Annotated in this window: 14 protein-coding genes; all 14 read right to left on the reverse strand. The window is 49.9% G+C overall.

Annotated elements, in window-relative coordinates; genetic code table 11:
• Positions 1 to 27 precede the first annotated feature (27 nt).
• The 14 genes from K9N57_16160 to K9N57_16225 all read right to left on the reverse strand — a co-directional run bounded on the left by K9N57_16160 (position 28) and on the right by K9N57_16225 (position 26,785).
• Positions 28 to 2,703: a TonB-dependent receptor gene (locus K9N57_16160; GenBank protein ID MCF7805719.1), complete on the reverse strand. Its 2,676-nt coding sequence runs from the start codon at positions 2,701 to 2,703 to the stop codon at positions 28 to 30.
• 259 nt (positions 2,704 to 2,962) lie between these two features.
• Positions 2,963 to 5,515: a T9SS type A sorting domain-containing protein gene (locus K9N57_16165; protein MCF7805720.1), complete on the reverse strand. Its 2,553-nt coding sequence runs from the start codon at positions 5,513 to 5,515 to the stop codon at positions 2,963 to 2,965.
• A 636-nt stretch (positions 5,516 to 6,151) separates the two neighbouring features.
• Positions 6,152 to 8,173: a cellulase family glycosylhydrolase gene (locus K9N57_16170; GenBank protein MCF7805721.1), complete on the reverse strand. Its 2,022-nt coding sequence runs from the start codon at positions 8,171 to 8,173 to the stop codon at positions 6,152 to 6,154.
• Between the two features lie 2 nt (positions 8,174 to 8,175).
• Entirely contained in the window at positions 8,176 to 9,231 is a 1,056-nt protein-coding gene (locus K9N57_16175; GenBank protein ID MCF7805722.1) for a glycoside hydrolase family 5 protein, read from the reverse strand.
• A 60-nt stretch (positions 9,232 to 9,291) separates the two neighbouring features.
• The gene (locus K9N57_16180; GenBank protein ID MCF7805723.1) at positions 9,292 to 10,845 is read right to left on the reverse strand and encodes an MFS transporter; all 1,554 of its coding nucleotides are present in this window, start codon (positions 10,843 to 10,845) and stop codon (positions 9,292 to 9,294) included.
• 81 nt (positions 10,846 to 10,926) lie between these two features.
• Entirely contained in the window at positions 10,927 to 13,362 is a 2,436-nt protein-coding gene (locus K9N57_16185) for a glycosyl transferase (GenBank protein MCF7805724.1), read from the reverse strand.
• A gap of 21 nt (positions 13,363 to 13,383) precedes the next feature.
• A complete protein-coding gene (locus tag K9N57_16190; GenBank protein ID MCF7805725.1) occupies positions 13,384 to 15,093 on the reverse strand; it encodes a glycoside hydrolase family 9 protein in 1,710 nt (569 codons plus the stop codon).
• A gap of 224 nt (positions 15,094 to 15,317) precedes the next feature.
• Positions 15,318 to 15,521, reverse strand: a complete 204-nt coding sequence (locus tag K9N57_16195; protein ID MCF7805726.1) for a hypothetical protein — start codon at positions 15,519 to 15,521, stop codon at positions 15,318 to 15,320.
• A 34-nt stretch (positions 15,522 to 15,555) separates the two neighbouring features.
• Complete coding sequence (locus K9N57_16200; GenBank protein MCF7805727.1) at positions 15,556 to 17,217, reverse strand: sodium:solute symporter family protein; 1,662 nt, start codon at positions 17,215 to 17,217, stop codon at positions 15,556 to 15,558.
• Positions 17,218 to 17,533: 316 nt separating this feature from the next.
• Positions 17,534 to 18,982: a sigma-54 dependent transcriptional regulator gene (locus K9N57_16205; protein ID MCF7805728.1), complete on the reverse strand. Its 1,449-nt coding sequence runs from the start codon at positions 18,980 to 18,982 to the stop codon at positions 17,534 to 17,536.
• Between the two features lie 17 nt (positions 18,983 to 18,999).
• On the reverse strand, positions 19,000 to 20,475 hold the full coding sequence (locus K9N57_16210; protein MCF7805729.1) for an ATP-binding protein: 1,476 nt from the start codon (positions 20,473 to 20,475) through the stop codon (positions 19,000 to 19,002).
• Positions 20,476 to 20,497: 22 nt separating this feature from the next.
• Positions 20,498 to 21,832, reverse strand: a complete 1,335-nt coding sequence (locus K9N57_16215; protein MCF7805730.1) for an extracellular solute-binding protein — start codon at positions 21,830 to 21,832, stop codon at positions 20,498 to 20,500.
• 721 nt (positions 21,833 to 22,553) lie between these two features.
• The gene (locus K9N57_16220) at positions 22,554 to 26,174 is read right to left on the reverse strand and encodes a CotH kinase family protein (GenBank protein MCF7805731.1); all 3,621 of its coding nucleotides are present in this window, start codon (positions 26,172 to 26,174) and stop codon (positions 22,554 to 22,556) included.
• Positions 26,171 to 26,785 carry a DUF4956 domain-containing protein gene (locus K9N57_16225; protein ID MCF7805732.1) on the reverse strand — a complete coding sequence of 205 codons (615 nt, stop codon included), beginning with the start codon at positions 26,783 to 26,785 and terminating at the stop codon, positions 26,171 to 26,173. Before K9N57_16225 ends, K9N57_16220 begins: the two co-directional genes overlap by 4 nt.
• Positions 26,786 to 26,844: the final 59 nt, after the last annotated feature.

The following is a 26,844-nucleotide window of genomic DNA, read 5'->3' on the forward strand; positions in this document are numbered from 1 at the left end:
TTATTCCAACTCGTTGTGTCAGTGTTATCAGAACCGGGTCGTTAATCCAATTTTCACCAGCCGCGGGGCAGCATACATGGATGGATTTTCTATCCGGTCTTCGTAGTCGTTAAAATTACTCCGGTGGCTTCCCCGTTCACTTTCGCTGATAATCGCGGTATACGCCTGTCCGGTTTCGCTATTGACTGCCACCGGATTCAGAGTATCGAATAAATTGTACACCGCCCACGTCAGCTGCAGATTGACCATGCCGACTTGCATAACAGTATAATATCCCGTCAGATCGACGCTGTATCGTGCGGGCTGATAATCGTTGTTCGGATACAGATTAATTCGGGACAACCGGCTTTCCCCGATGGGAGCAAACGTATAAGCGGTTCCCGAATTATAATAAAACGTCAGAGTCGAGCCGAGTCTCTCCGTCCCATATGACGCGGTGACATTAAACGTATGCCGCTGATCCCATCCCATGGGAATCAGGCGGTTGATCGGGTCCATACTTCCACCGGCGCGGTTAAAGGTTTGTGTCGGGTTGTCCGCATTGGCCCGGGTGTACTGAAGCGTATAATTAATGAAGGATGAAAAATTCCGATGGTTGAAGTCGTATTTAAACTCCACGCCCCGGACATTACCGTAATCCTTGTTCGTGTAAAGTCCGTATTTAATCTGGTTGTACGTGGTAACGACCTTGGTGCTCAACAGATCATAGATGTCCCGGTAAAAGAGTGCGACTTCGAATCCCATACCAGGCATGATTTCCTGCCAGAGGCCGATCTCGTACATCACGGTCTTCTGGGCATGCAGCTGTGCATTCCCCATAGTCGTCTGATAGCTGGTTGGCGCCACGATAAACGAGTTATTCTGATACAACGAATACATGGGGGGCATCTGGAAGAAATGCCCGTAACTAAAGCGCAGAATGGCCGATTCTGCCAGCTGGTACGCCAACCCGAACCGCGGACTAATCTGGGTTTTGGGATCAGCCGAGGGATAAGTGGACATCAGGCTGTCCGGCAGGTCTAACTGGTTGGCCGGATTCCGCCGGTCAGACGGATAGACGGTGTTCGGCTCAAAATAATCGTACCGGATTCCCAGGTTAATCACCATTTCATCGAACTCCATCTTATCCTGGATGTAGCCCGAAAATTCTGTCGGCTCCACTTTATAATGATCCGAATAAATCGAGGAATCCGACATGACAACCGGCTCGTAGAGATCGTCCTCGAATTCGGTGCCGTAATACTCGTTTCGGATTTGCGAATAGGCCTGGTCAAGAGAATGTTGGGTATAGAGAATCCCCGTCTTCAGGCTGTGATTCGTATTGATTTGCCAATTCAAATCGAATTTCACATTGTAATCGTTCAGGGTGCGCTCCTCGTGAGATTTTTCTTGCCCCCCGGTAAAAAATCCCGGACCGGCGTTGTTCGAATATCGGTCGTGTACAAATCCGGAATCTGTGGGATCTTTGAAAACATATCGTCCGTAATAGTCATTCAGATACGAGACTTTCAGGTCATAAAACATTGCACTGCCCAGCATATGGTTCATCTGGATGGCGTGCATTGCGGATTTGCTGTTGGAACTGGCCATACCGTCGGGATTGTACTTGTACTGATGATTGTAACCCTGCCAGTTATCATCATTGAAGATTCCCAGATAGGAAAGTCTCACATCCTGAAAGAGGTTAAAGGCAACTTTTCCCGTAAAGGACGTATTGCTGCTCGGATTCATCGGAACATATGCACTGTCTCCGGTATGCTCTGAAATCCACTGGGTGGAATCCCCGAGAAAACTGCTGTAATCGTCCACCTGGAACCTTCGGATACCGTTCAGGTGATTCTTGTTATTTTGATTTCTGTAGTTCATAAAAAAGGTAATTTTATCTTTAATGATCGGCCCGCTCAGGTGCAATTTGAGATCCTGATTTCTGGCCAGGTCTGAATTATTCAGGCCTAGAAAGACGTCGTTATGGGCTGTAAAGTAATTTGCTATTCCACCATAAACCGATCCGTGGAATGTATTGGAACCGCTTTTCGTTACCTGGTTAACCACACCACTCATGGCCCGGCCGTACTCCGCATTGAATGTCCCGGTGATGACCTCCAGATCTTCTACAGATTCTGTCTCGATATTGACGGCACTCACCGTCCCGCCAAAAGAATCATCCACCTGGATACCGTCGATGAGATATGTAACTTCCGTATCGCGGCCGCCCCGAAAGTGGCCATCAACCACGCCCGCCTGCATCTCAATCACCGATTCCACGTTTTCAACCGGAAGCGCATCCATCTGGTCGGAAGACACATTTCGGACACTGCTGGTCTGGCTTTTCTTTTTGGAGGTTATTTCTGCTTCAACGATGACCTCCTCACCCTCGATAGCTGTCTGTTTCATTTCCACAGAAATATTTGATGTGAGATTCACCGACACCCGGACGTCCGTCACACGTACTATTTCGTATCCGATCATCTGAGCCCTGAGAGTATACGTTCCCGGCGGGATGTTAATTATGTAGTAATATCCATCGGCGTTTGTCGCCGCGCCTTTGGAAGTCCCCTCCAGAATCAAATTGACCCCGGGTAACGGCTCTCCGGATTCCTCGTCGGTGACTGTGCCGGCGATCTTGCCTGTGGTTTGGGCAAGCAGGCCGTGCGATCCCCCGGCGAGTAACAGTATCACAAGGACAAGCCATCGTCTTTTCATAAGTCATTTTCCTTTGTACAGGTCCTGCGAGTGCGCTTTATTCCCGCCTTCACCTGTATTGTGCTACATTTGTTCAGTCTTAGCATCTTTCGATTTTCCTAACAGTTTCAATTCCAGGAGTATTGATAAATCCAACTACGAATACAGAACGATAAGGTTCGTGCAGGATACTGGGCATCTGCTGTAGTAATGACCCTCCCCCCGGATTTACCCAAAGGGGCATCCGGTTCATTGGCTGCCCCCTTAGATAAACTGTGAACTATTTCATCAGGACCATCTTTTTGGTCTGGTGAAAACCGTCTGCTTTAATAGAGTAGAAGTATACGCCGGAGGATACTCCACGGGCGTTCCATTCCACCTGGTACTCACCAGCCGGTTTGTGCTCATTTAGCAATGTAGCCACCCGTTCGCCCAATACATTGTACACGGCGATTGAAACTTTACCTTCCGCGGGAAGGGCAAATTCGATAGCCGTGGTTGGATTAAACGGGTTCGGATAGTTCTGTGACAACCGGTAAGACCGGATAATGTTCTCTCCGTCTTCCACCGATACTATACCCGGTTTTCCTAACCATGTGTAGGTCCACTCGCTAGGACTCTGCCAGCCGGTATCATTATTGTGCGGTGAAAATGCGATATTGCCTTCCGCCGTTCCACCGTCGTTGTCATGCATGTAGATATCCATCGGGATACGCATGCCTTTAGTCGGGGTAAAATTGGTGGTATCACTATCCAGCAACAAAGAGTCGATCGCAATTCGCGTTTCGATGAAGTAATCCTGTCCTCCACCATCCGCCCAGAAGAATTCCTCTTCCAGCGAAATCACATCCTGCCCCTTGTTCTGATGATGCAGACCGTCCGGACGAATACTCAGGTTAAAATCCGGTTCCTCACCACGCTGATAAGCGGCGTGTTTGGCTCCACCTTTATAGTCATAGAGACCTATAAACATTTCCAGCGCATCCTGGTTCCACCAATCACCGGTACCAAAAGTGTATGAGTTATCAATAACGTCAGCAGCGATATAGAGATAATCGCTGTCCATCGCCAGCCAAACCGAAGCTGTCAAATCGTTATCATCGTCAAAGCCGCCCACTACGACGTTGTTGACTGATGGTTTGACTTCAATCGGAGTAATATCGTTCCATTCGGAGAAATCGCCATCGGCAGCAAATTCGGCCGGTACATCCAGGGAAATCGTCGCAATCCCCCGTGCGGTTCCGGTGATTGGACCACCCGTGCCTGCCGGACCGAGGTTTCCGGCCTGGTCATTACAGACCACAGCGTAATAATAATCCTGCTGTTTGTCCTCAAACGGATTGAAGAGATAGTGTGGCGTACTGCTCACGTCTTCGGCAACACCCTCAGCAATCAGATAGACTGACTCCGCTTCCAGATCCTGAATGGCCTGCGTACTGGCATAGACATCATAAGTCTCGTATGATTCACCGACTACATCTGTCCATGTCACCAGGTTATAATATTCGGACGCATTAGGTGTGGCGCTGACTTCCGTTACCTGTGCCGGTGCTTCATTATCGATCACAGGAGTACCGGTCCAGATGTTATCGAGATAGATGGTTTTTCCCCAGGCTGCGGCGCCGGTCGCACGAACGACAAACCCTTTGGTCAGGGTAGAATCGAAGACCCCGTCATACTGAGTTTCGCCATTATTAAAGCCTACATTGCGGTTAAAATCAGCTAAGGCAACTTTGACTTCCTTCCAGCTGCCGTCATAACCTACATCTGCCTCTTCGACAAAGTAGTGGGCTTCGAAGGGATAATCGTCGGTGCCATCACCGTCGGTATCGGTATCAAAAAAGTCTAACCGTAACTGGCCCAATCCGGCTTCGGCTTTAATGTCGAACCGAATGGAATCCGTCGACCATTTGTAGAGCATATTTTTTGCCTGGGCCGTTTCGAACCGGGGACCGTCCCACTGATCGCCACCTTCCCACTTGATTGCTGCGGTCGCCTGGCCACCCTCAGTCGGGATACCGGCTTCCTCTTCCACCGTCGCCGAACCACTCCACATTGTACCGAACGAAGAGATATTGCCGGGCACGGCTTTCCCGTTAAAGAAAACCAACGGCATTTCGGCTTCACCCTCAAGGACAAAATGGTCCAAAAGCACTACACCTTCGGAATATTTTGGTTCCGGCTGACTTGAGGCAATAGACAGCTCAATAGCAACCGCCTTTATTTTGTCCAGATCCAGCTCCGAATTCCCGGTGATACCCGACCAGTTAGTCATCTGAAATAATTCGCTGTTGGCCTGATCGGCCCCCAAAACCCCTTCCAGAGAAATGGTCTGGGTATTCCAACCGGGATCGGAATCCAATACCGGGTGAAAGGAGTACCAGTATTCAGCATCATTGATGTCATAGGTCTTTGCACCGTTCTGAGAATTACTGACATCCCAGAGATTAATTCGTAACTGCACTGAACCTGCAATGGACTGAGGCGTTTGGACATAGTAACTGAAAGTCAAATCCGTGAATGCTGAAAAGTCGAAAGTCCCGTTTGAGTCCGGATAAAAATGTTCGACTTTGGCAAATCCGCCCCATTCCTGACTGTCGTGGACACGGTAATCAAACTGCATCGCCGTATCACCCGCAAATACCTCAGTATCGATATACGTGATATCGATGTAATTTGAATCTACATCGCCTGTATCGGCTTCAGCCTCGCTGTAGATCCAAAAAGTCGAGTCGTCGGACGCAGGGGGATTCTCGAAATCCAGAAGCGGAACCTGCCCCAATACGGTTGACACCGTAAAAACTAGTGTGGTGATGAGTAACAACTTTCTCATCGTTCTCTCCTTTTGTTAGTGTTTATCTCCAGTAGATAGCGAGTTTTCGCTAATCTAAATTCCCAACGCTCATACCGCGAGGACACCAAACGGCCGAAAACCATCGGCAGAATAAACGTCCTCTCTCTTTGCCGCAAAACCATGCCTGTCATTATTCAGGGAATCTGAGGCAGTTATCGGAAGCGTTGCACTGTAAATTGTTTATGGTGGCCACAGAATATTGGCCTGGCTGATATAAAATCAGGATGCTCTCCCTGTCTGTTGCAAATACGCCTGTCTTTGAATTAATGCGATCTCTTGGTCTTATTTCAGATAAAATGTGTATCAGGTATATATAAGTTCAAAAACTAGGCCAAGATGATAATGTCAGATGAATTATAGCGTGTGAGACATGCCAGGGGCCTCTATCAAGGCATTTTAGCCGAATCATGCTTTCTCTGGCTTCAACTATATTATCAATACGATAATACTTGAATTATCACCATGATAATTTTGGGCATTCCCCGGCAATACATTTCACAACCTTCACTGGCTACAAGTATTTATATTTTCTATTGGGTTAATTGTCCAAACAGGAGTGAGACATAATTACCATTGACTTAACAACCGATAAATTTTACTTACTTTGCTCCCTCTTCACCGAACCAATAACATATCCTGAACTCTTTTTTCTCCCCTGATATTTAATTCATAAAAATATATTCCGGATGAGGCAGGTGCCCCTTCGTTGTTTTGCCCATCCCACATAATCGTCTGCTCTCCTTCGGCCAATAATCCATGAAACACGGTACTGACCAAAGCGCCTGAAATATCGTACACCCTCACCACAGCATCAGATTCTCTTGAGACTAATATCGGGATACTGGTCTCGGAATTAAAGGGATTTGGGAAATTATTTCCGATCAGCGTATGGGAATCGACCGCGCCGAAGGTATCATTTTCTTTCGCCGTGAACCGGAAGCGGAGAAAATTAAATCCGCCCTGGTGAAAAAGCAGTTTTATCGTATGCTCGCCAGCCGGCAGTTCCATCTCTCCCAGCGAAAGCGATTTCCATTCCTCCCAGCCGCCTGTCTCCGGAACATCGACCTGTGAGGTCAACGGCTCCCCATCCAGAAAAAGCTGGAGTTGCCCTCCAGCTGATTCACCCGCGATTACACACGCTACATCATATTCCCCGTCATATGGGACATCTATGGTGTATGTGACCCATTCTCCGCCCTCAATATGGCCAATGGCGTACACCAACTCATCATCGTACTCCACCTCGGTGATATCGACGCCGTCATTACGATAATTATAGCCCTTATTCCATGGCTGGTCTGCATCCCACCGGGTCTTTATATATTCCGTATCGTAATAGGCGCTGCCCTGCATCCCGATATCATAGTGGACACCGGAGATTGTTCCCGGGAGAGTAAGTTTAGTGTACGGCTGTGGTTTTGCTGCCGATTCACGGTTCACGATCGCAGCCAGCACATCCGGGCGAAAATCACAACTGTCCAGCGCGAATTTGTGTGCAAATTCTACCAGTGCTTGCCGGGCTACAGATTCACCTGGTTTTTCCGCGTTTCCGTTCCAATAATCCAGAATATCATTGTAACCCTCTGTCCTATGGACAGAATACGGCGAGGTATGGGTATCCACCTTTTTGTGGGTCCACCAGTTCCAGCCGATATTGTTTTCTTCCATCAGTGCAATGGTTTGGTAAAACCATGGATTGGAGTTCTCTCCGGATTCGCCCAGCCACAGGGGAACGCCCCACTTTTTCCGGATATTCAGATATTGAGATATTGAGGCGGTATTTGTTTCGTTCCAGTATTTGTGAAACGCATACACCATATTCCCATCGAACGGTGGAGTCATCTCACTGAAATCCGTGGCATACCAGTTCCCCTCAATGAAGATCATATGATTTGTATCGACCTCACGCACCGCATTCTTGAGCCGGAGATAGAGCTTCCGCAGATCCGAATTGGTATAGCCGTCCGGCATCACCGGTTCATTGATCAAATCATACCCGCCTATCCACTCTTCACCGGCATATCGATCGGCCAGGGTCCGCCACAATTCCACCAAATGGTCCTGGTTCTCCGGCTGCGTCCAGAGTTTGGCCTCACCGTCGGAATCGCTGATGTTATCCGAATTTTGACCGCCGGGCGCACAGTGCATATCCAGTATCAAATACAATTGGTTGGACTCACACCAGGAAAGCAGACTGTCGATAAACCCAAATCCCGCTTCATTATAGACTCCTTGTTCCGGGGACAGTAATCGATAGTGCATCGGGAGCCGTATGGAATTTACGCCCCACGAAGCGATCGTATCGATATCCTGCTTCGCCACATAGTTTTCCCGGTAAATTCCGTAAAACTCTTCGGCGCCGTCTTCTCCTATAAGGTCAATGATCCTGTTCCGGATAGTAGTCGGAGAACCGTATCCGGGGACCTTTAACATATACCCCTCCGGCACCAGCCATCCACCGAGGCCGAAGCCCCGTAAGAGAACTTCCTCGCCCTCGGTATTTACAATTTTGGCCCCTTCGGTATGGAGAAACCCGTTCGCCGGTACGGTACTTACAACAAAAGCGACCGATACTGCCATATAACACAATGTTCTTTTCATAATGATATCCGTAATAAATCGTGTGAGTTTATTCATGATTACTCTGTTTGGTCCTCAGGTATTAAGGCTTCCAGAAGATATTTATTCCAGGTGCCGGTATCGGAATCGTAAACACCGAACCCAGAGCAGAATTCCCAGTAGGCCCAGCTGAATCCTCGGCTTTCGGCTTCTCTGGCGATACAGTTGGTCCAGCGCACCCGGGAGACTAATCCGGCCCGGCTATACGCCCCGAATTCTCCCATAAACAAAGATACACCTTTGGAATCTGCCCACTCCGCAGCCCGGTCAAAATCGGCGCGTACCTTCTCTATCTCTGCAGAGTTCCCAGTCCACTCTGTGTTTAGCCAGGCATCACTCCCCTCAACCCATTCCGCCCCCTGGTGGGTGAACGGGAACGGTTCGTAGTAGTGGAAGGTTACAATGATAAATTCATCCTCCTCGGGGATCTCGAGTTGTTCCAGACTTCCCAGGCCGCCCCAATTGGCTGTCCCGATGATCAAAGCACGCTTTGGATTAGACTCCCGTATAATCGAATAGGCATCCAGGAGATATCGATTCCAGAGGTCCGGAGTCAACTGATCGTTCGGCTCATTCAGGATTTCAAATATCAATTGAGGCAAGTAATCGCTGTACCGATCGGCTATCTGTCTCCACAGTGATAAAAACCGTGCTTTATTCGCGGCCGGATTTGTCATAATCTCTTCAAAATGATGGATATTAATAATAGCGACCAGGTTTCGATCCACTGCGTTTTCCACGGCCCAATCCACCCGACGGAAAAATTGCTCATCTATGACGTACGGGGAATCGACATTTGCGTGTGCTGACCAGCGAACCGGAATACGTACGGCATCAAATCCTGCGCTGTCGATAACCTCGAAATATTCTTCCTGCAAAGTCACGCCCCATTCACCTTCTGCAGGCGCCTCCAGGGCATTGCCTAAATTTATTGCTCGACCTATGGATGCATTAATTTCGGCGGCTGGTGGCCAGATGAATTCGGTACTATCCGTGTCTTCAGTTCCGGCGAGATTTTCCGAACATCCACCGCTGGATATTAAGCAGGCAATTGTGAGAAATATTAGACGCTTCATGCGATTAGCCAAATTGAACTAAAATTAAAATTTTCCAGTCTACCGGGGCCCGACAAGTTCTCAGGCAATCCCAGAATCCGCCCGTTCCCTCCGAAGAGCCAAATCAGCCTCGATTTCCGCCATCTTTTCCGACGTTAGCGGATAGAACATAAATACGCCCGCTGCCACAAAGACAAAAACAGTCGGGATCCAGCTCATCAGTAATTTGATCCCGGGAATCGTTGCCGAAATTGTCGCAGGATCCTGACCGTCATACCCATAATTTGCCAAAACTATGCCAATGACCGCGCCGGCGAACCCGCCGCTGGCCTTCATGACAAATGTTCCGGCAGAATAGACGAGACCTGTGGCACGGCGCCCATTTTGCCATTCGGAAAAATCTGCACCATCACCAAGCATAGTGAAATACAGTACCGGCAGTATTGCCGCGAAAAACTCGGATATACTCCCCAGAACAAAAACGGCGGTAATCTGATCCGGCCCCATATAAAATATGAACCCAGTGAAAATTCCGCTGAGTACCATCGATCCGATAAACAGACGCTTCTTGCCAAAGATTTTGGATAAATATCCGGTGAGGAATGCCGCGACCATAGACACGATCAGCAGCACCAGCAGGTATCGCCCGGCAAGCACAGGCTCATTGGCAAAGTGCTTAAAGTAGTATGCAATCGCTCCCTGCTTCACCGAATTGAACATGTTAAACAGAAATCCAATGCACAGCAGAATGAGCCACGGCTTATTCTGCATCACGTCCACCAAATCCTTCTGGGTTCCGCTGGTCTCCTCCCGCGGGCGATTGATCAGTTTATTAATGAAATAATATGCTCCGGCTAACACGGCAACAAGAATCACCCCGGTGGTAACGTTCCGATAGTACACGAAGGCCGAAATCGTCAGTAGGGGCAGAATAATAAAGGGCATGTTTTTCACGAGATCAATCATATCCCGCTTCATGTGGCCTTTTTGGATTTTTTGTGGCGCAACCCGCTCTTTGGTGGTTAAAAAGGTGATTACCATCAGGATTACCAGTAGCACAGCGTAGATTATCGTCGAGTACATGTAGCCCTTCTGCTGATCTCCCCGGCCAAAATATTTAACCAAATCCAGCAAGAAACCGGTCATAATGATTCCGCCGAGGAACGCTCCGGCAAAGCGGAAGCTGGATAGGCTTGCCCGCTCCTCGTGGTCCGGAGTCATTACTCCCATGAGTGCAGAGTATGGTACATTGTTCGCCGTATAGGCCAAAATGAGCCCGAGATAGGTCGCATACGCCCAGATGAGTTTTCCGGTGGGGCCAAAGTTGGGCGTCGTAAACGATAACACCATAAACAGGCCAAGCACCGGCGCAGACCAGAGAATCCACGGGCGGAATTTGCCCCAACGCGTTTCCGTCCGGTCGGCGATCATACCCATCATGACATCGGTGACGCCGTCTGACAGCCGCACTACCAGCAATAATACACCGGCCGCAGCTGCAGAGATGCCAAAGACATCAGTGTAAAAAATCATTAAAAATGCCAAAACGCCGCGCCACACCAGGTTTGCGGCAGTATCGCCCAGACCGTACCCAATCTTTTCCTTCAGCGGAAGTTTGAATTTGGCGTCACTCATTCTCGTCCATTCTCCGGTTAGTGGTCCTGTCTGTCTCTCACCATATTCAACATCTCAACACCTCTTTTTTCACAAATTGACTTATCCCAGCGATACAACAACTCTGTGTTCGCTACCGGATTCGGACAACGGAAGCCTATTCCCGTCGACGGGGTCACCGTCAATCGTAACCTGCTTTACCCCGGTGCTAACATTATCCCCGTTCACCACAGATATATGATAGGTGGCGCCACGGAATTTCCGCGTGACGCGGAAGCCGTTCCACTCTTTGGGAATACACGGTTCGATGGTTAGGCCATCATACCCGGGCCTGATTCCAAGGATGTACTGCGTAATAGCATAGTAATTCCAGGCCGCGGTGCCGGTGAGCCAGGAGTTTTTTCCTTCACCGGGTTTGTAGGCATCTTTTCCGGCAATCATCTGGCAATATACGTACGGTTCCACCTTGTGCAGATCGCTGATATCCTCGAGATACGACGGCGCAATTTTCCGGTAATACTCAAAAGCGCGATCGCCACGTCCGAGCAGCGATTCCCCGATCATAATCCAGGGATTGTTATGACAAAAGACCCCGGCATTTTCTTTGTATCCCGCCGGATAAGTGGATATCTCTCCGTACTCGATGTAATACTCCGTGAATGCCGGCTGATTCAGGACGATACCGTATTCGGTATCCAGATGCTCCTCTACCGAATCCAGCGCCCGCCTGGCCTTCCCATCGTCCAGGCCGATACCGGCCATAGTGCAGAACCCCTGGGATTCGATGAAGATTTTCCCTTCGTCGTTCTGGTGGCTGCCCACTTTATTCCCGTAATAATCGTACGCGCGCAAGAACCATTTGCCGTCCCAGCCGTGCTCTTTGATTGCCTCCGCCATGGCGTCCACATGTTCCTGTGCTTCGGCAGCTTCCGTATCCCGGCCGATCTGGCGGCAGAGTTCAACAAAGACCCCACCATACAGTACAAACTGTCCGGCAATCATCAGCGATTCAGCGGTGCGGCTCATCTTATTATTCGTCGTCTGGAACGATTCGTTGGGATCGGTGGAAAAACAGTTCAGGTTCAGGCAGTCGTTCCAGTCTGCCCGGCCGATGAGCGGCAATCCATGTGGGCCCAGGTTATTCACAGTATGGTAGAATGACCGTTTCAGGTGCTCAAAATGGGGCTCTGCCTTACTCTCGTCATTATCGAACGGCACCTGCTCCTCCAGGATGGAAAAATCGCCGGTCTCCTTGATGTATGAGGTGGTCGAGAGAATCAGCCACAGCGGATCATCGTTAAAGTTCCCGCCGATATCATGGTTGCCTTCCTTGGTCAGCGGCTGATACTGGTGATATGCGGTACCGTCCTCGAATTGTGTGGCGGCAATATCCAGGATACGCTGGCGGGCCCGGGCCGGTGCCTGGTGGACAAACCCGATCAGATCCTGATTGGAATCACGGAACCCCATGCCGCGGCCGATGCCGGATTCAAAAAACGAAGCGCTTCGCGACAAGTTAAACGTGACCATGCACTGGTACTGATTCCAGATATTCACCATCCGATCCAGTTTTTCATCGCCGCTGTCGACTGTATAAACCGAGAGCAGCTCATCCCAGTACTTTCTGAGTTCCTGCAGGGCGGTATCAACCTTCTTCACCGAATCGATCCGCTCCATCAGCGCTCTGGCCTTTCGTTTATTGATGACGCCCTTGCTTACCCATTTATCATCGGGCTCATTTTCCACGTATCCCAGGAGAAAGATTAACTCTTTCGTCTCACCCGGAGCAAGCGTCTGTTCCAGATAGTGGGAAGCAATGGGCGACCAGCCGTGGGCTTCGGAATTCCGTGGCGTTCCTTCCAGCACCGCGTCCGGGGCGCCAAATCCGTTATAGAGCCCCGTGAAACTTTCCCGGTCGGTATCATATCCGTCAATCGGCGCATTGACCGAGTAAAACGCGTAATGGTTCCGGCGCTCTTTGTATTCAGTCTTGTGATAAATCGCTGAGCCCTCGATTTCCACCTCACCTGTGGAGAAATTTCGCTGGAAATTGGTCATATCGTCCTCGGCGTTCCAGAGACACCATTCCACCAACGAAAACAGTTTTATCGATTTGGTCTGGCCTGTCGTGTTTTTCAGGGTCAGTTTCTGTACTTCCGCCCAGGAATTCAGCGGAACAAAATAAAGCACCTCCGCGCGGATACCGTTTTTTTCTCCCGAAATAATCGAATAACTCAGTCCGTGGCGGCAGCTATAATCGTCCAGCGGCGTTTTCACCGGCTTCCAGCCAGGAGACCAGACGGTCTCGCCATCTTTGATGTAGAAGTATTTTCCGCCGTCATCGATTGGGACATTATTGTAGCGGTAGCGGGTGAGCCGGCGATATTTGGCATCTTTGCAGAACGTGTACCCACCTGCCGTATTCGAGATGAGACTGAAAAAATCCTGATTGCCCAGATAATTTATCCATGGATAGGGTGTCCGGGGATCCGTGATTACGTATTCGCGGGCGGCATCGTTAAAGTGACCGAATTTCATCCGGGGACCTCGTTTCAACTATCATTTTGGTGAACTAAAATAGCCTGCAACAAACACGAGCGGTGCGTTCCAGTTGATGGCAATCTCGTTGGATGCGTAACTGTCCAACGAATCCGCATAACACAATGCCGGCGGTGTGTCTTCGGTAAATCTTTCCATTAATACGCGGTCCTGCCGATCTTCGTTTGGCCCGCCGGCCAGGAGGCCGGGAACCGGTTGGACTATACCATCAGCAGCGGATTGCCGGTGATGGATATGCATCGGTGACCGTTCGCCAACTCCGGTGAGAAATGTCATTTCGTGAGCATTTGTGCCTAGGATATAATTAAGCTGATCCAGCGCACCGTTGTAATAAGCGGAATCGTCAAACGTTTCATACCCCATAAGAAGGAGCATGGCCCGGTTCATAGCCAGCGAATTACTGCCCCAGTTGAATTCACCTGGAGCAATTGCCGTGCGGAATCCGCTCCGGTTGATGATTTCGATTACAGCATCACATTGCTCTCTGAGTGCGGATTGAAGCGTAGCTTTCACTTCCGGATCGGCTGCTTGACGGGATGTCCACAGATACGTGAGATGCCCCAGTGTTCCGACCTGATTCCAGGTAAAATTATTTGCCATGGGCTTAACGTCATCAAAATGGTCCAGGAAATAGCGGTGATACCGTTTCCCGCCTGTGGTCTCGTATAATTCGGCTGCGGCCCAAATCCGCTCATCGCTGTCGTCTCTGTCACCGTATTCTCCGGTATTGGTTCCGGCCGGATTGTGAAATCCGCCTCTCGGCACGATATCCGGATTGGCTTCCAAAAAATTCCATGCGCGAATGGCGCTCTGCTGGAGCCGCTCAGAAAACGCCTGGTCAAAGGGCGCCAAAGTTCTCGCTGCTCTCGCTGTCAATGCCGCAAAATCCGCCGTCGCCGCAGAAGCGACCTCATAAATGTACCGGAGGCTGTCCTGTGGTTCCGGCATCACCATTCCGGTAAACCGCTGGGTCGTCAACTTGTGGTACACTCCGCCATCCGAGCGCTGCATCGTTATGGTCCATTCGAGTTCGCAGCGGATCTCATCCAGGATATCCGGGATACCGTTTCCGCTCTCCGGGATGCCAATGTCATCCCTGGCAAACTCGTCCGGGAAATAGTCATACGCCATGAGCAATGTCCCGACTGTAATGCCTGCCGGAACCATATATTTTCCGTAGTCGCCGGCGTCATGCCATCCGCCTGTGGATTCTATATGGGTATCGGACCTCAGGGATACGTGTGGAGTAGCATCATCCTGGTGACAGGCCGAATGTTTATACACTTCCGCTGCCGGATCCTCCAGCGCTGTTCCGCATCTCTGGAAGTAAAATCCCTTCAGCGCTTTGCGAAACACGTCGGAATATACGTATCCGGCAATACGAAATTTTCCGGTGGCTGATCCGTCTGTCGCAGTTATATAGTACATGCCGGTTATGTTAACCGGACCAAAATCACCGCGATTAATTACTAAACCGGTCGATTCGTCCACCCCGGCCGAACTGGTCAATTCCCCGCGATAGACAATTGCTCCGTCCGTTGCATCATGCACCATAAAACTATCGGCAGGGCCGACAGCGTATACGAACTTTTCGGCAGTCGGGAGGTATCCGGCCTGGTTGACGACTAGCAACGGCTCTCCTGCCTGAGTCGTCCCGCCGAGAAGGAATAAAATTACATACAGCACATACGTTTTCAGATAATCGGTCATTAATCATTTTCCCCAATCCAACGTGGGTTTTGGACGCCTTTGGAAGGAAATACTCTATGGATATTTGAACAGTAAATCCGGAATCGGCTCCGGATTATTTTCTCCGATTGCTCCCGTTAAAGGTTTCGATCAATATACCAGCACAGTGAACGCCCGCATCCAACAAGTACTGTATCAATTTACAAGCGCTCACTCTGTTGGTATCTGTCCACAGTCGTCGTGCACTACTCGACAGTAACCCCTCTGTTCAGGAACAGAAAGACACCGCCGACAATGAGCATAATGCCGCCCCACCAGATGTTCGGATGAACCTCCTGCAGTACGGTCGTACTATGGGATGGATAAATCAGGTAATAGATACCTGCGACAAAGATTAATCCACCGATAATCAGCAGAATCAGCCCGATAAAAAACCAGATTGGGCGCATTCCTTTTTCCTCAGCCATATCTCTTACTCCTCTCTTACCAGAAAATGATATTCAAAATAACCAGAACCACCACAGAAATGATCGCGTAAAATTCAGGCTTGCGGTAATATTTCACGTCCTTTGTCTCCGCTTCTTCGGTGAGTCCCTTCACGAGACCGACCAGTTCGCTGTGTGGCTTCTTTTTGGTAAAAAAGCTGATAATGATCGTTACAAAGAAGCAAATCAGCCAGGCCCACCAGGCGCGCCAGAAGTTGGCCGCCATATCACTGGCAACGCCGGACATGGTAATGGCGCTCTCTGCTATCCAGCCGAACCGGACACCCAGCCACATGGTGAAAGACGCCGTCATACCGACCAGCAGTCCCCAGAATGCGCCGTTGGGCGTAATCCATTTCACGAACATACCCAGCAGCATGGTGGCAAAGAGGGGGGCGTTCACCCAGGAAAAGATCGCCTGCATATAATCCATAATGGTCGGCATACTTTTGGCCCAGTACGCAGTCACAACACTCAGGATGATCCCTGCAATAGTAGCAACCCGCCCCATCCAGAGAAGGTGTTCACTGGACGCGTCCTTTTTTATAACTGATTTGTAGATATCGTAGGTCCAGACGGTATTAAACGCGCTGATATTCCCCGCCTGTCCGGCCATAAATCCGGCAAGCAGGGCGGTGATACCCAGTCCGATCAACCCGTTGGGATAATACCGGACAATCAACATGGGAAGTGCGGAATCATAATTAATGCTGCCCCCGTCCTGCAACAGCTGGAATCCGCTGCCCGGATCATTGGACAACACCAGTGCAATCAGGCCGCCAACGACGACGATGAACGGAAGGGCCATCTTGAAAAACGACGCGATAATCGGGGTCATCCGGGCGGATCGCAAATCTTTGGCAGAAAAGGCACGCTGCACCACCAGAAAATCAGTGGTCCAATAGCCGAATGAAAGAACAAAGCCCAACCCTAGAACGATCCCCCCCCAGGTCACCAGCATCCCGTTTTGTGTGGGATCGGTTGAGGTGGACCAGAGGGTATTGAACGATTCGGGAACCCGCGCAAAGATTTCCTGCATGCTGCCAATTTCTACGATACCGAGAATTACCACCAGGAACAGCCCGAACCAAATCAGAAAGAACTGGACAATTTCAGTGAAAATGGCGGACATCAGTCCACTCAGGGTGACATACGCTGCAACGGTTGCCGCGGATGCCCACATGCTAATATCCCAGTTCCATCCCAGGAAGGTGTGGAGCACCAGTGCCATGGCATACAGGTTGATCCCGGAAACCAGCAGCGTCATTACGCCAAAGGAAATAGCGTTTAATACGCGTGTCTTTTCATCGAACCGGAGTTTGAGATATCCGGGAATCGATTTGATTTTGCTGCTGTAATAAAACGGCATCATATAGATGGCCAGGAACAGCATTGCCGGGATAGCGCCAATCCAATAGAAGTGCGCCACGTACATCCCGTATTTGAAAGTATTCCCGGTCATCCCCAGGAGCTCCAACGCCCCCATATTTGCCGAGAGAAAGGCCAAACCGGCGACCCATGAACTGTTTTTACGGCCGGCCAGGAAAAAATCTTCGTCGTTTTTGGTGAATCGCTTCAGATAATAGCCGATACCAAGGACGAATCCGAAATAGACAGCAATAATTACCCAGTCAACAAACGCTAACCGTATGGCATCCACAACCTTGCTCCTTCTGGTCTATGCAGTAGGTTTCCTACACCATTGATTCAATTCACTGAATAACAGGTGCAGAGGTATACTGCTTAGTTCAAAAATTGCGCCAAGCGCCGCCGTGGCGAAGGCTCGTTACCTGTTTCCGTCTAACTGACTCTTTATCTCTGTGTGACTACTTTTTTCCCTTCCTGAAATACCGGAAAATTATTATTTAGATAATTCATTTGTTATCATAGTGATAAGGAAGTCGGCTTGTCGTCCGCGATTCCTGCCGATTCTCGCTATTTCATAATTGTAGGTTGAATTTCTTTTTACCAATCTCTCATTTTAACCCAAGGTCTTTGCACATCCGATGAAAATTCGGTGGCGCCAGCCCCAGTTGGCGGGCAGCTTCCGCATCGGTGTCTGTTAACTCACGAACAAAAGTGACGTATTCCGCCCGGAACCGTTCCTCAATTTCCCGCAGTGGCTGGATATTTTCCTCTCTGAAAACCGAACGGAATCCGTTACCACTGGTGCTCTGGTTCACGATTCCCAGCACCGATTTCACATCGCTGACAGACGGTTTTTTATCGAAAATCAACAACAGACGCTGAATCACATTCTGGAGTTCGCGGACGTTCCCCGGCCAGTTGTGCTCGCTGAGGACCTGCATCACATCGTCGTTTAAGGGCAAAGGCGGTGTGCCCATTCTGGTACAAAATTTTTCCATAAAATACTCGGTTAATACCGGAATATCCTCTCTTCTCTCCCGGAGTGCCGGGACTTCAATCTGCAGGACATTCATCCGGTAAAAGAGATCCTCCCGGAACTCCCGTCGCTTAACCAGTTCTTCGAGACGGCGGTTTGTCGCGGCAATAATCCGGACGTCCACCTGGTAGCTCTTGTGCCGTCCGATTTTATCAATTTCGCCCTCCTGCAGGACGCGGAGCAGTTTTGTCTGTGCTTTCAGCGGGAGCTCGGAGACTTCATCCAGGAAGACCGTCCCGCCGTCGGCCTGCTCGAACAGGCCTGATTTATTTTTTTGGGCGCCGGTAAACGCGCCCCGCTCGTAGCCGAACAATTCGCTTTCGATGAGATTTGCCGGCATACTCCCACAGTTCACGGTAACGAAGTTCTCGTACCGACGGGGACTGTTGTAGTGAAGGTTTGTCGCGACCAGCTCTTTGCCGGTCCCGGATTCACCGTAAATCAAAACGCTGGCGTGCGTCTTTCCCACGCGCTCCACCTGCTGATGCAGTTTCTGAATCGGCGGTGATTTGCCGATGATTTTTTTCTCCTGCAAGATTTCACGCACCCGTTGATCCAGTTTGGACTGGGTGCGGTTCCGCTCTAACTCCAGCTTGCGGCGCTGATAGGCATTCTGGATACTCAGTACAAAATCCGTGGGCTGATAGATGTAATCCTCGATATCGCCGGGATATTTGGTCCCGTACCAGAACGCGCCGGCTTCCATCAGGCTGTTGGCAAAGTCAAAGTCGGTCTGGTTAATCGTCATCTTGGTGATAACGATAATCTGGATAGTGGAATCGATCGCTTTGATTTCCTGGATGAGGCTTTCGCCATGCAGGCCGCCCGCGATCTGAAAATCCATTATGACGATATCGTACCCTTTTTTGTTATTCCTGATCAGATCAAGGGCCGTCCTCCCGTCACTGACCTCATCCAGGATGGTCAGGTTCTCCTGGTACGGCCGCAGGGTATTCTTGATCCGGCGGATATCGAATGCTTCGTCCTCAATTAGCAAAATTTTAATTTTATCGGATATCATAGTTGACTCATTTGTTTTTAGATGTCCGGAATAGTGATGACGAACTCACAGCCTTCAGACTCCAGGTTATGCACATCCATATTCCAACCGCACCGGCGGATACTTATTTCATAGGCGATGTAACAGCCGTAACCGGAATTGTGAGTTCGGTCTTTCGTGGAGGTGTGCTCCAGGAAGATTTTCCTGACGCCGTCCTCATTCGTCTGGAGCAGATCGGAGCCTATTCCTTTCCCGTCGTCCCGTATATGTACAAAACCCGTCCGATCAGCCTCGCGGTATTCCGTGCTGATCCGGACGGTCACCGGGTGTTCTGTGTTATGATCCAAACTATTCTGGATCAGCGGTTCAATTATTTCCCAGATAACATACTCATTGATGTGCACGATAGGAAAATTGTCGTCCAGATCCAGTGCAAAGGAATAGAGGCTATTCTCGTGGCTGTGCCGCTGGAAAATATGCCTTACGATGAACCGGATCACCCCATTCAGGTCGGTTTGAAATGCCGGATTTCTGATAACGTGGACCGGGGGCTCATACGTCTTCATATCGTAGATGACGCGGGAGACGAAATTGGAGTACTTCATCAGGCGCTGCTTAAATTCATCCATGGGCTTCTCGGGTTCCAAAGCGCGGATCTCTTCTTTGATAAAGCCCATAATCTTTTCCGCCTTGTGGTGGGCATGGTAGATGCGTTTGGTGAACATGGCCTCTTTTTCGTGCTCGATCTCCTGCTTGAGCTGGGCTTCCCGCTGTTGGAATAACGCCTGTTGGGCCTCATCGCGCTCACGGACCGTATTCATTGTAATAAAAAACATGGCCAGTAATCCGAACAGAATGAGCACGGAGAAAATTATCCCGGTCTCATCGTACATCACGGTGATAGCTTCTGCAATTTTTGAGAAATCCGGACTGATTTCCATATACATGGCGCCGATCATTTCACCCTTGGGCACAAACGGGACGAAGACCTGGAATGTCCTGCCGTCTTTGACCATGCTGTATATCTCTTCATTCTCTGACAGCCGGGTACTGACAGAAGAATAGTTACTTATGGCAGCCGTGTGCATCACGGAAAGCTGCCGGGTAGGTATCCGGGAGTGAAAGATGAAATTGTACAGATCCTCCCCGTTGTCGACGGCATACGTGTTTCCCGCCAGGGTGAACAGCATGCACATATCATCAACATTCTGCTGCAGTTTTTGCTGAGTCAGGATAATATCAAACGCCTGGATTACCTGTTGGACGTCTTCCGGCGTTCGCTGCTCATCGGCCAGACTCATTTCCAGCACTAATTCGAGTGAGGTGGTAGTCAAATTTGCCAGTCGCTCCGCCGCATCGAGCCGGTAGAGATCCATGGTCTTGTTGAGCATGCTGTTGATCGACGTAGAGTGCACATAATACAGGACGACCTGAAAAAGAATCAGGATGAGAAACAGCACCAGGAGATGCCGAATCTCAAAATGGTATTTTTTCAGTCGTCCCAGCAGACTCATAGTGCGTTCCGGATCCCTTCTATTATTCCCTGACCAGTACCCGGTTGGAATGTATCATTTCCTCCGCCTTCGCCAGCGCCTGGGCCGGGTCAATTTCTCTTCTCAGAGCCCGGTTCAGGAAGTATGCCAGCACTTCGGATATTTCGGTATAATTCTCAACCTGGGGCCGGTGGACCCCTTGCTTCAATACCGACAGATAGTACTGTAATACCGGATACTCGCGGATATAATTTTCCTTCTCATAAAAGTTTTTATTCGCGGGGTAGTACAGCCCCTTATCGATCATAATTTGTTGTGATTCTTCGGACAGAAAAAACCGGATAAATTTCACTGAGGCATCCACTTTGGTCGTATGCTTGGAAATCATCAGATTCCACCCACCGAACACGCCGGCCGATGGATGATCGCCAAAATGGGGAAACGGCGCCAAGGCGAGTTCCTTCACCTTGGTGGAGTCCTGGCCGTAATCTTCCGGGGACTGATCCACACCAGGCCAACCCCGCAGAAAGGGGACATCATTGCGAATTGCATACCGATAACTTTCCTGCTCCCGGAACGCGGTCACATCCGCAGGTGTCATCTGGTATTTATAGATCAGATCTACCATATAGCGCAAACTATTGACTGCTGGCTCTGAGGTAAGATCTAATTGTCCATCCTTAAAAATTGCGCCTTCCTGGCTCGCCAGTATTTCCAGGAACTGGCACACAATCCCCTCGTACTGATCGCCTTGAAACATATACATATACTCGGAGGGCATCATAGAACCGTGTAACCTGATGAGCTCATCCCAGGAAATCGATCCCTGGATCTTTCGTTCGAGTTCCTCACCGTTCGGTAACGCCCGAATTAAGTCCCGGCGATAGTACATCAGTCCGATATCAATATAGATGGGAATACTCACCAAATCCCCGCCGTAATAGGCCGTGGTAACGGCCTGATCCAAAATCTGCGTGCGCGCAATGTCTCCGAGATGTTCATCCAGCGGTAGTGCCCACCGGGTAAACCGTGGCACCCAGATCACGTCGACGGCAAAGACGTCGATTCGGCTGTTCTGGCTCCGGAGTGAGCGGGCGAGTAACTCCTTTCGTTCATTGGTCGTAAACCGGTCAAAAGAGAGATCAATGGGGATCACTTGAATTTGTCCGGCATATTCTTCGTTAAATAACCGAATAATATCCGCATGGGCCGGAGAAATGTTGTCGGCATAGTATAACTTTGTGATCTGCCGCGGACTTTTATTAAAATGGCGCGACGGAATGAAATTGATAATAAGGAAAATGGCGACACCGATGATAAGAAACACAATAATCAGGCTGTAGGAGTCCAGCCGTTTTCCCGATTTCGATCGACTCAAACGATCACCTCAATTATCTCAAACGGGTTACGACAACCAACCGCATTTATACAGAAGCAGATATCGGTAAACAACTGTGGATGTCTGCAGCGTGATGCGAGAATGTTATCAAATTGATAAGCAGGATAATTGTATTGATACTTTCCTCGGAAAGCAACCATTCTTTCTATTGTTTACTCTGTATCGTTGTTTATATCATAATTTGCAACCGCCGCCCATACATATTCCCAGGGAAGAGGTTCCGCCTATTCCACCTGCGGCATAATTTTTGAACGATTATATATTGTCAATTCACACAGGATTGGTGAGTTGTTTTAAAATAATTGAAAATCATAAATACCTTGAAAATTGAACTGAGAAATCCTGGGCTTTACACTTTTTTCGTTTTATCCATATTTCTAACGATAGTATCAAGTACACTTAGAACCAAATCAAAGGCGAAACAATATAGAATCTGTTGGCTTAAAGGGCATTTTGGAATGGGCCCTGGCAGAGAACATTTGGTGCGTACTGCCGTGTGGTACCCTGCATGGAACTAACCCGATTCTGACTCCTGAATAAATTGCCGTAGTGGTTCTCTCCCCGCACAAACGCCTCTTCTGCTCCGGCAGGAGGGGCGTTTTCTTTTTTAACGCTCTGGGATTCTATTTGTCCCAGGCGAGAACGCGGGAACCCAAATGGTGAAAATTAAAGCAATGTAGTACGACGAGGTGATTGGAAATTACTTTAGCAGGAGACACTTCACCACCTGCGTATTGTCCGGCGATTCAAGATGTATGAAATAGAGTCCGGAACTTTCAGCGGAGGCATCCCATCTAGCGGTGTATCTCCCGGCATCTCTAATCCCCTGGTCCAAAATTTCCACGACTTCTCCGCGGATGTTATAAACGGCTAACCTTATCTGCGAATCGCTGGGAATGTCATATGGAATGGTGGTGGTATTGTTAAACGGATTGGGATAATTCTGCCGTAGCGCAAACGTACCGGGCATTGTCCGGTTTTGCTCTATTTTAACGGGTTGATATGCGGAATTTCGGGCCCCGGGTGTTCCGTATTCATTGGAACTCCTCCAGCTGTCCGGCAGTCCGTTATCGAGCGATGGATTGATGAGCTCCAGTGTCGGACCGTTGCCGTCGGCATCCGGTGGCCAGGGCAATTTGTCATCGTACGTGAGCGAATCAATTAACGTACCGGACGCATTAAATAACCGTATCAGCTCACCACCGCCGGAGAGGCCGAAATCGAACTCACCGATAACCGGAGACGTCTCGGGATTGTGCGCACGGAATGCCACGGAATCCTCGCAGAGCACCAGATAGCCATTCCCGGAAATGATGGTATTCTCAGGAAGTATAAACTGATGAATATCCTCTTCATCCGTAAAATTCCATCCGGCCAGATTGATAGCTACCTCTCCCTGGTTATACAACTCAATCCAGTCTTCCGTATTATGCCCATCGCTGGAATTATAATTAATCTCATTAATTATTACGTCTTCATCCGTGGTTTCGGCCGTAAAAACTGCCGTAATATCCATATTGGCTTCCGGGCGCACGACGACAGTTTCCGATGTCCATTCCGGATGATTTGCCCATTCCAGAAACCGGTATCCGGCCTTCGGGACAGCGGTAATTTTCACTGGCACACTTTTAAAATACAGCCCACGCCAGGGATAAGTGCTGCACGTCACCGAATTTATCCGCACCTGCCCGCTTTCCGGCGCCCCGACATCCGCGTTGATAAACAACGTCCCCGCAAGGCCGAATTTCTGAGAAATGTGACTCCGCACATACGTGGCGCGATGCCGCGCGAATACCCGCAATACGGCAACGTTCTCATACCATTCATCACTGGAACCCCAATATATCCGGCTGCCGTAGGGCGTCCACCAGGGCGAGTCCTTCCATTGATTATAATGCCGGGGAATTTCGGCCTGGATCCCGTTCTGCATCAAATTGATCTGATTGAGCACCGCATCCGGCTGAAACACCGTATTCAGCAGATCGGCAAACCGATTGATGAATTGTATTTTGAATTCGGTATTTTCCAGTAAAGATCGCAGCAGAAAGGTGGACCAGGGCGGATTTGGCCAATCTTCCTTGACATCGGGATCGGTCGCAAATGCCAGGGTATTGAATTCGTAATTATCTCTGCTATTATTTTGCCCCCAGCCATTATATAGTCCGAATCCAAAATCGGTATCGTAAAGCAGCCAGCGCCATTTGCCGGAGGATTTTTGTGGTCGCCAGAACTTAATATTATTCCCCGGCCAATCCCGGTTATCGAAATAAATCTCCGAAATCTGGTAATCGATATAATTGCTGATATCCATCTGACTCCGGATATGGGCATAATCGGCAGAGCCCCGAACCCCGTTAGCGGAAATGTAATCCAGCATCGCATTATAGTGATCCGAACTGCCCTCCACGACCATCCCATTGGCTTCCAGAATATCCACCTCATCGGGATCTACATTGTAATGACTGGCCAGGTAATCCTCGTTCAGCTTCTCCCGGATATTGTGAATCCCCCAATATTCTCCGTTCAGATACACCACACTTGGCCGGTAAGCCTGTCCGTCGATATCCTGGTCGCACACCAGCCTTTGCATCAGGGCGTCGCGGAACATGGTATATTCCCAGTCATTGGCGGAGCTGCGCAAGATAAACGACGAATAGGTTTCGATATCCAAATCGGGAAACAGAGAATATTCAAGTTCACTGGTCCCGTATTCGCCCCGGAAAAAAATGGAAAGGGATTTTTGCGCCCGCTCCCGGCTCCAACCGCCGTGAATCTTGACGCCGGCACCGGCGGTGAATCCCAGGGAACCGTCCGGCTCGTATAATTCAACATGGGCCGATTTCTCCCAGTCCTCCCAGAAATTGGCGCCCAGCCACGGTTGCCTTTTTTCGTACTCATCGCCAAGGACATAGATACCGTTGTCATTATCCCATAGATTTTCCGGCGCCGTAGCGATAGAAATGATCGACAGGGTGCTTGAGACGTCCAACAGATACGTATGAGTCACGACCTTCCCCGGCAATTTCCCGCTTTCGTACATCCGCGCCCGAATGACCGTGGTCGCATCAATGGTAATCGGTGCAGAATATTCTGAGGATTCCGGATCCGGCACGGCGCCATCTGTGGTATAATAAATTTGCCCGCCGGAACCATTGCTGGAAAGGACGAGACTGACCGGGGCATCATAATGACCGCCCGGCTTCGAAAAAATCGGCGCATCGGAGATACCGGAGATGCCATCGTCCTGATTACTTGTCCCCGGTGAGGGCGTCGGATAATATAACCAGGCGTCCGTTCCATCCGGATACCGCCCTTTTGAGACATCGGCCGGCAAGCTATCCGGCGAAAATTCATCGACGATCGCTCCTTCCGGTGACACGAGATAAAGCGGCTCTCCGCCGGCGTTTATTTTAAAATTCGTGTGGGGGTTCCCGCTTTCCATAGACAGATGCTCCGAAAGCGAAGTTTCGTGGGAAGGCGGTACAGCATAACCGAGACTTAAAAACGGGATCAGCGACATATCCGACGAGGAGGCGGACACATTTTGCCCCTGAATTGCCAGGACGTTAGTGCCGGATTTGAGATGCGATGCAATGTCTGCTATCGGGAATGCTGCCGGCGCTCCTCCCCCGTACATTTCCGCCTCCCGTGGAGCATCGGCGCCCTGGTTGTATGGAACTGGTACCCCTTCAGTGCCAACGTTCGCCCGGGCGATCTCTACACCATTCAGATAAGCTACGAATCCATCATCGTAATCTATGTGAAGAATTACGGAATCCAGGTTGCCGGGTTCCCTGATCTCAAACGATTTTCGGATATAAACCGACGTCGTGGAGGATAAAGTTGTCGCGTCATCCCCATCACCATAGCCAAATCCGCTGGGACCGGTCTTCCAGCCAGTAAAGTCGAAATCATTGGCTATCCAGTCTGACGGCGGTTCCGAATCACCCAGCCGATACTGCCAGTTATCACCCCAGTCGACAACCGTATCCCAGGAGTAGGATTTCTTCCTGTCCTTGCCGGAGGCGAAAATTACGAGGTGCTCTCCAGCGGCGATTGTCATCCCTGGAAACCTCCACCGGGTCAGATCATCCGGATCGTCCGAGAGCGAAAAATCCGTGAGATTCACTGCGGCATCGCCGGAGTTAAACAGTTCGATCCAATCGCCGTAATCGCCGTCCTCATCGGCCAGCGTGATGGAATTGGATGCCATGACCTCGTTGATGACAATCTGCTGGGCAAACAAATCGCTGGGAACGCTAAAGACCAGGAGCCCCGCCAATACCACCAAACCAACGGGGATATACTTTTCAGGGTTCATTTGATCGGCTCTTCGTCGAAAAAGAAACGGATATCGGTAACCTGCGGTAATTGATCCAGCCTCCGGATGAGTTCAGCGCTCTCCTCCTTGTTTCTCAGGGTGACATAGAACGAGAGTTCATACCGATGCTCCCCGATGGACTGCATGTTGACTAGCCGGTGCTTTTTACAGTGCGTTTGAAGGACATCCAGGTAGGCGGACATCTCATCCGTATCATCATACAGGAATTGGATAAGAAATTCCCGCTTTTTGGGTGCGGCGTAATTCGTCTTGGCCAGAGTGAGCAGGACGACTCCGATGAACAGGGTCCCGATAAATGCGACAATCCGAAATCCGACTCCGGCAGCCATCCCGGTGGCCAACGCAAAAAAGATGAATACGATATCCTGGGTATCCTTCACCGCGGTCCGGAACCGGATAATGGACATGGCGCCAACCAGCCCGAACGCCCGCGCCAGGTTATTCCCGATAACCATAATGACCAGCGCCGTAATCATGGCAAGCAGGACACTGGACTGGACAAAGGTGGCGGAGTAGTTCGGTCCCTGATAGCTCAGCCTATACACAACGGACACCAGCAGCCCACAAATTAGTGCCACAAAGAGGTTCATCAGGACCTCCTCCAGGCTCAATGACGGGAGAAATACGTTCTGTATGCCGCTTAACGGGT

The organism is Candidatus Neomarinimicrobiota bacterium, from assembly GCA_021734025.1.
Taxonomy (GTDB): domain Bacteria; phylum Fidelibacterota; class JAANXI01; order JAANXI01; family JAANXI01; genus JAANXI01.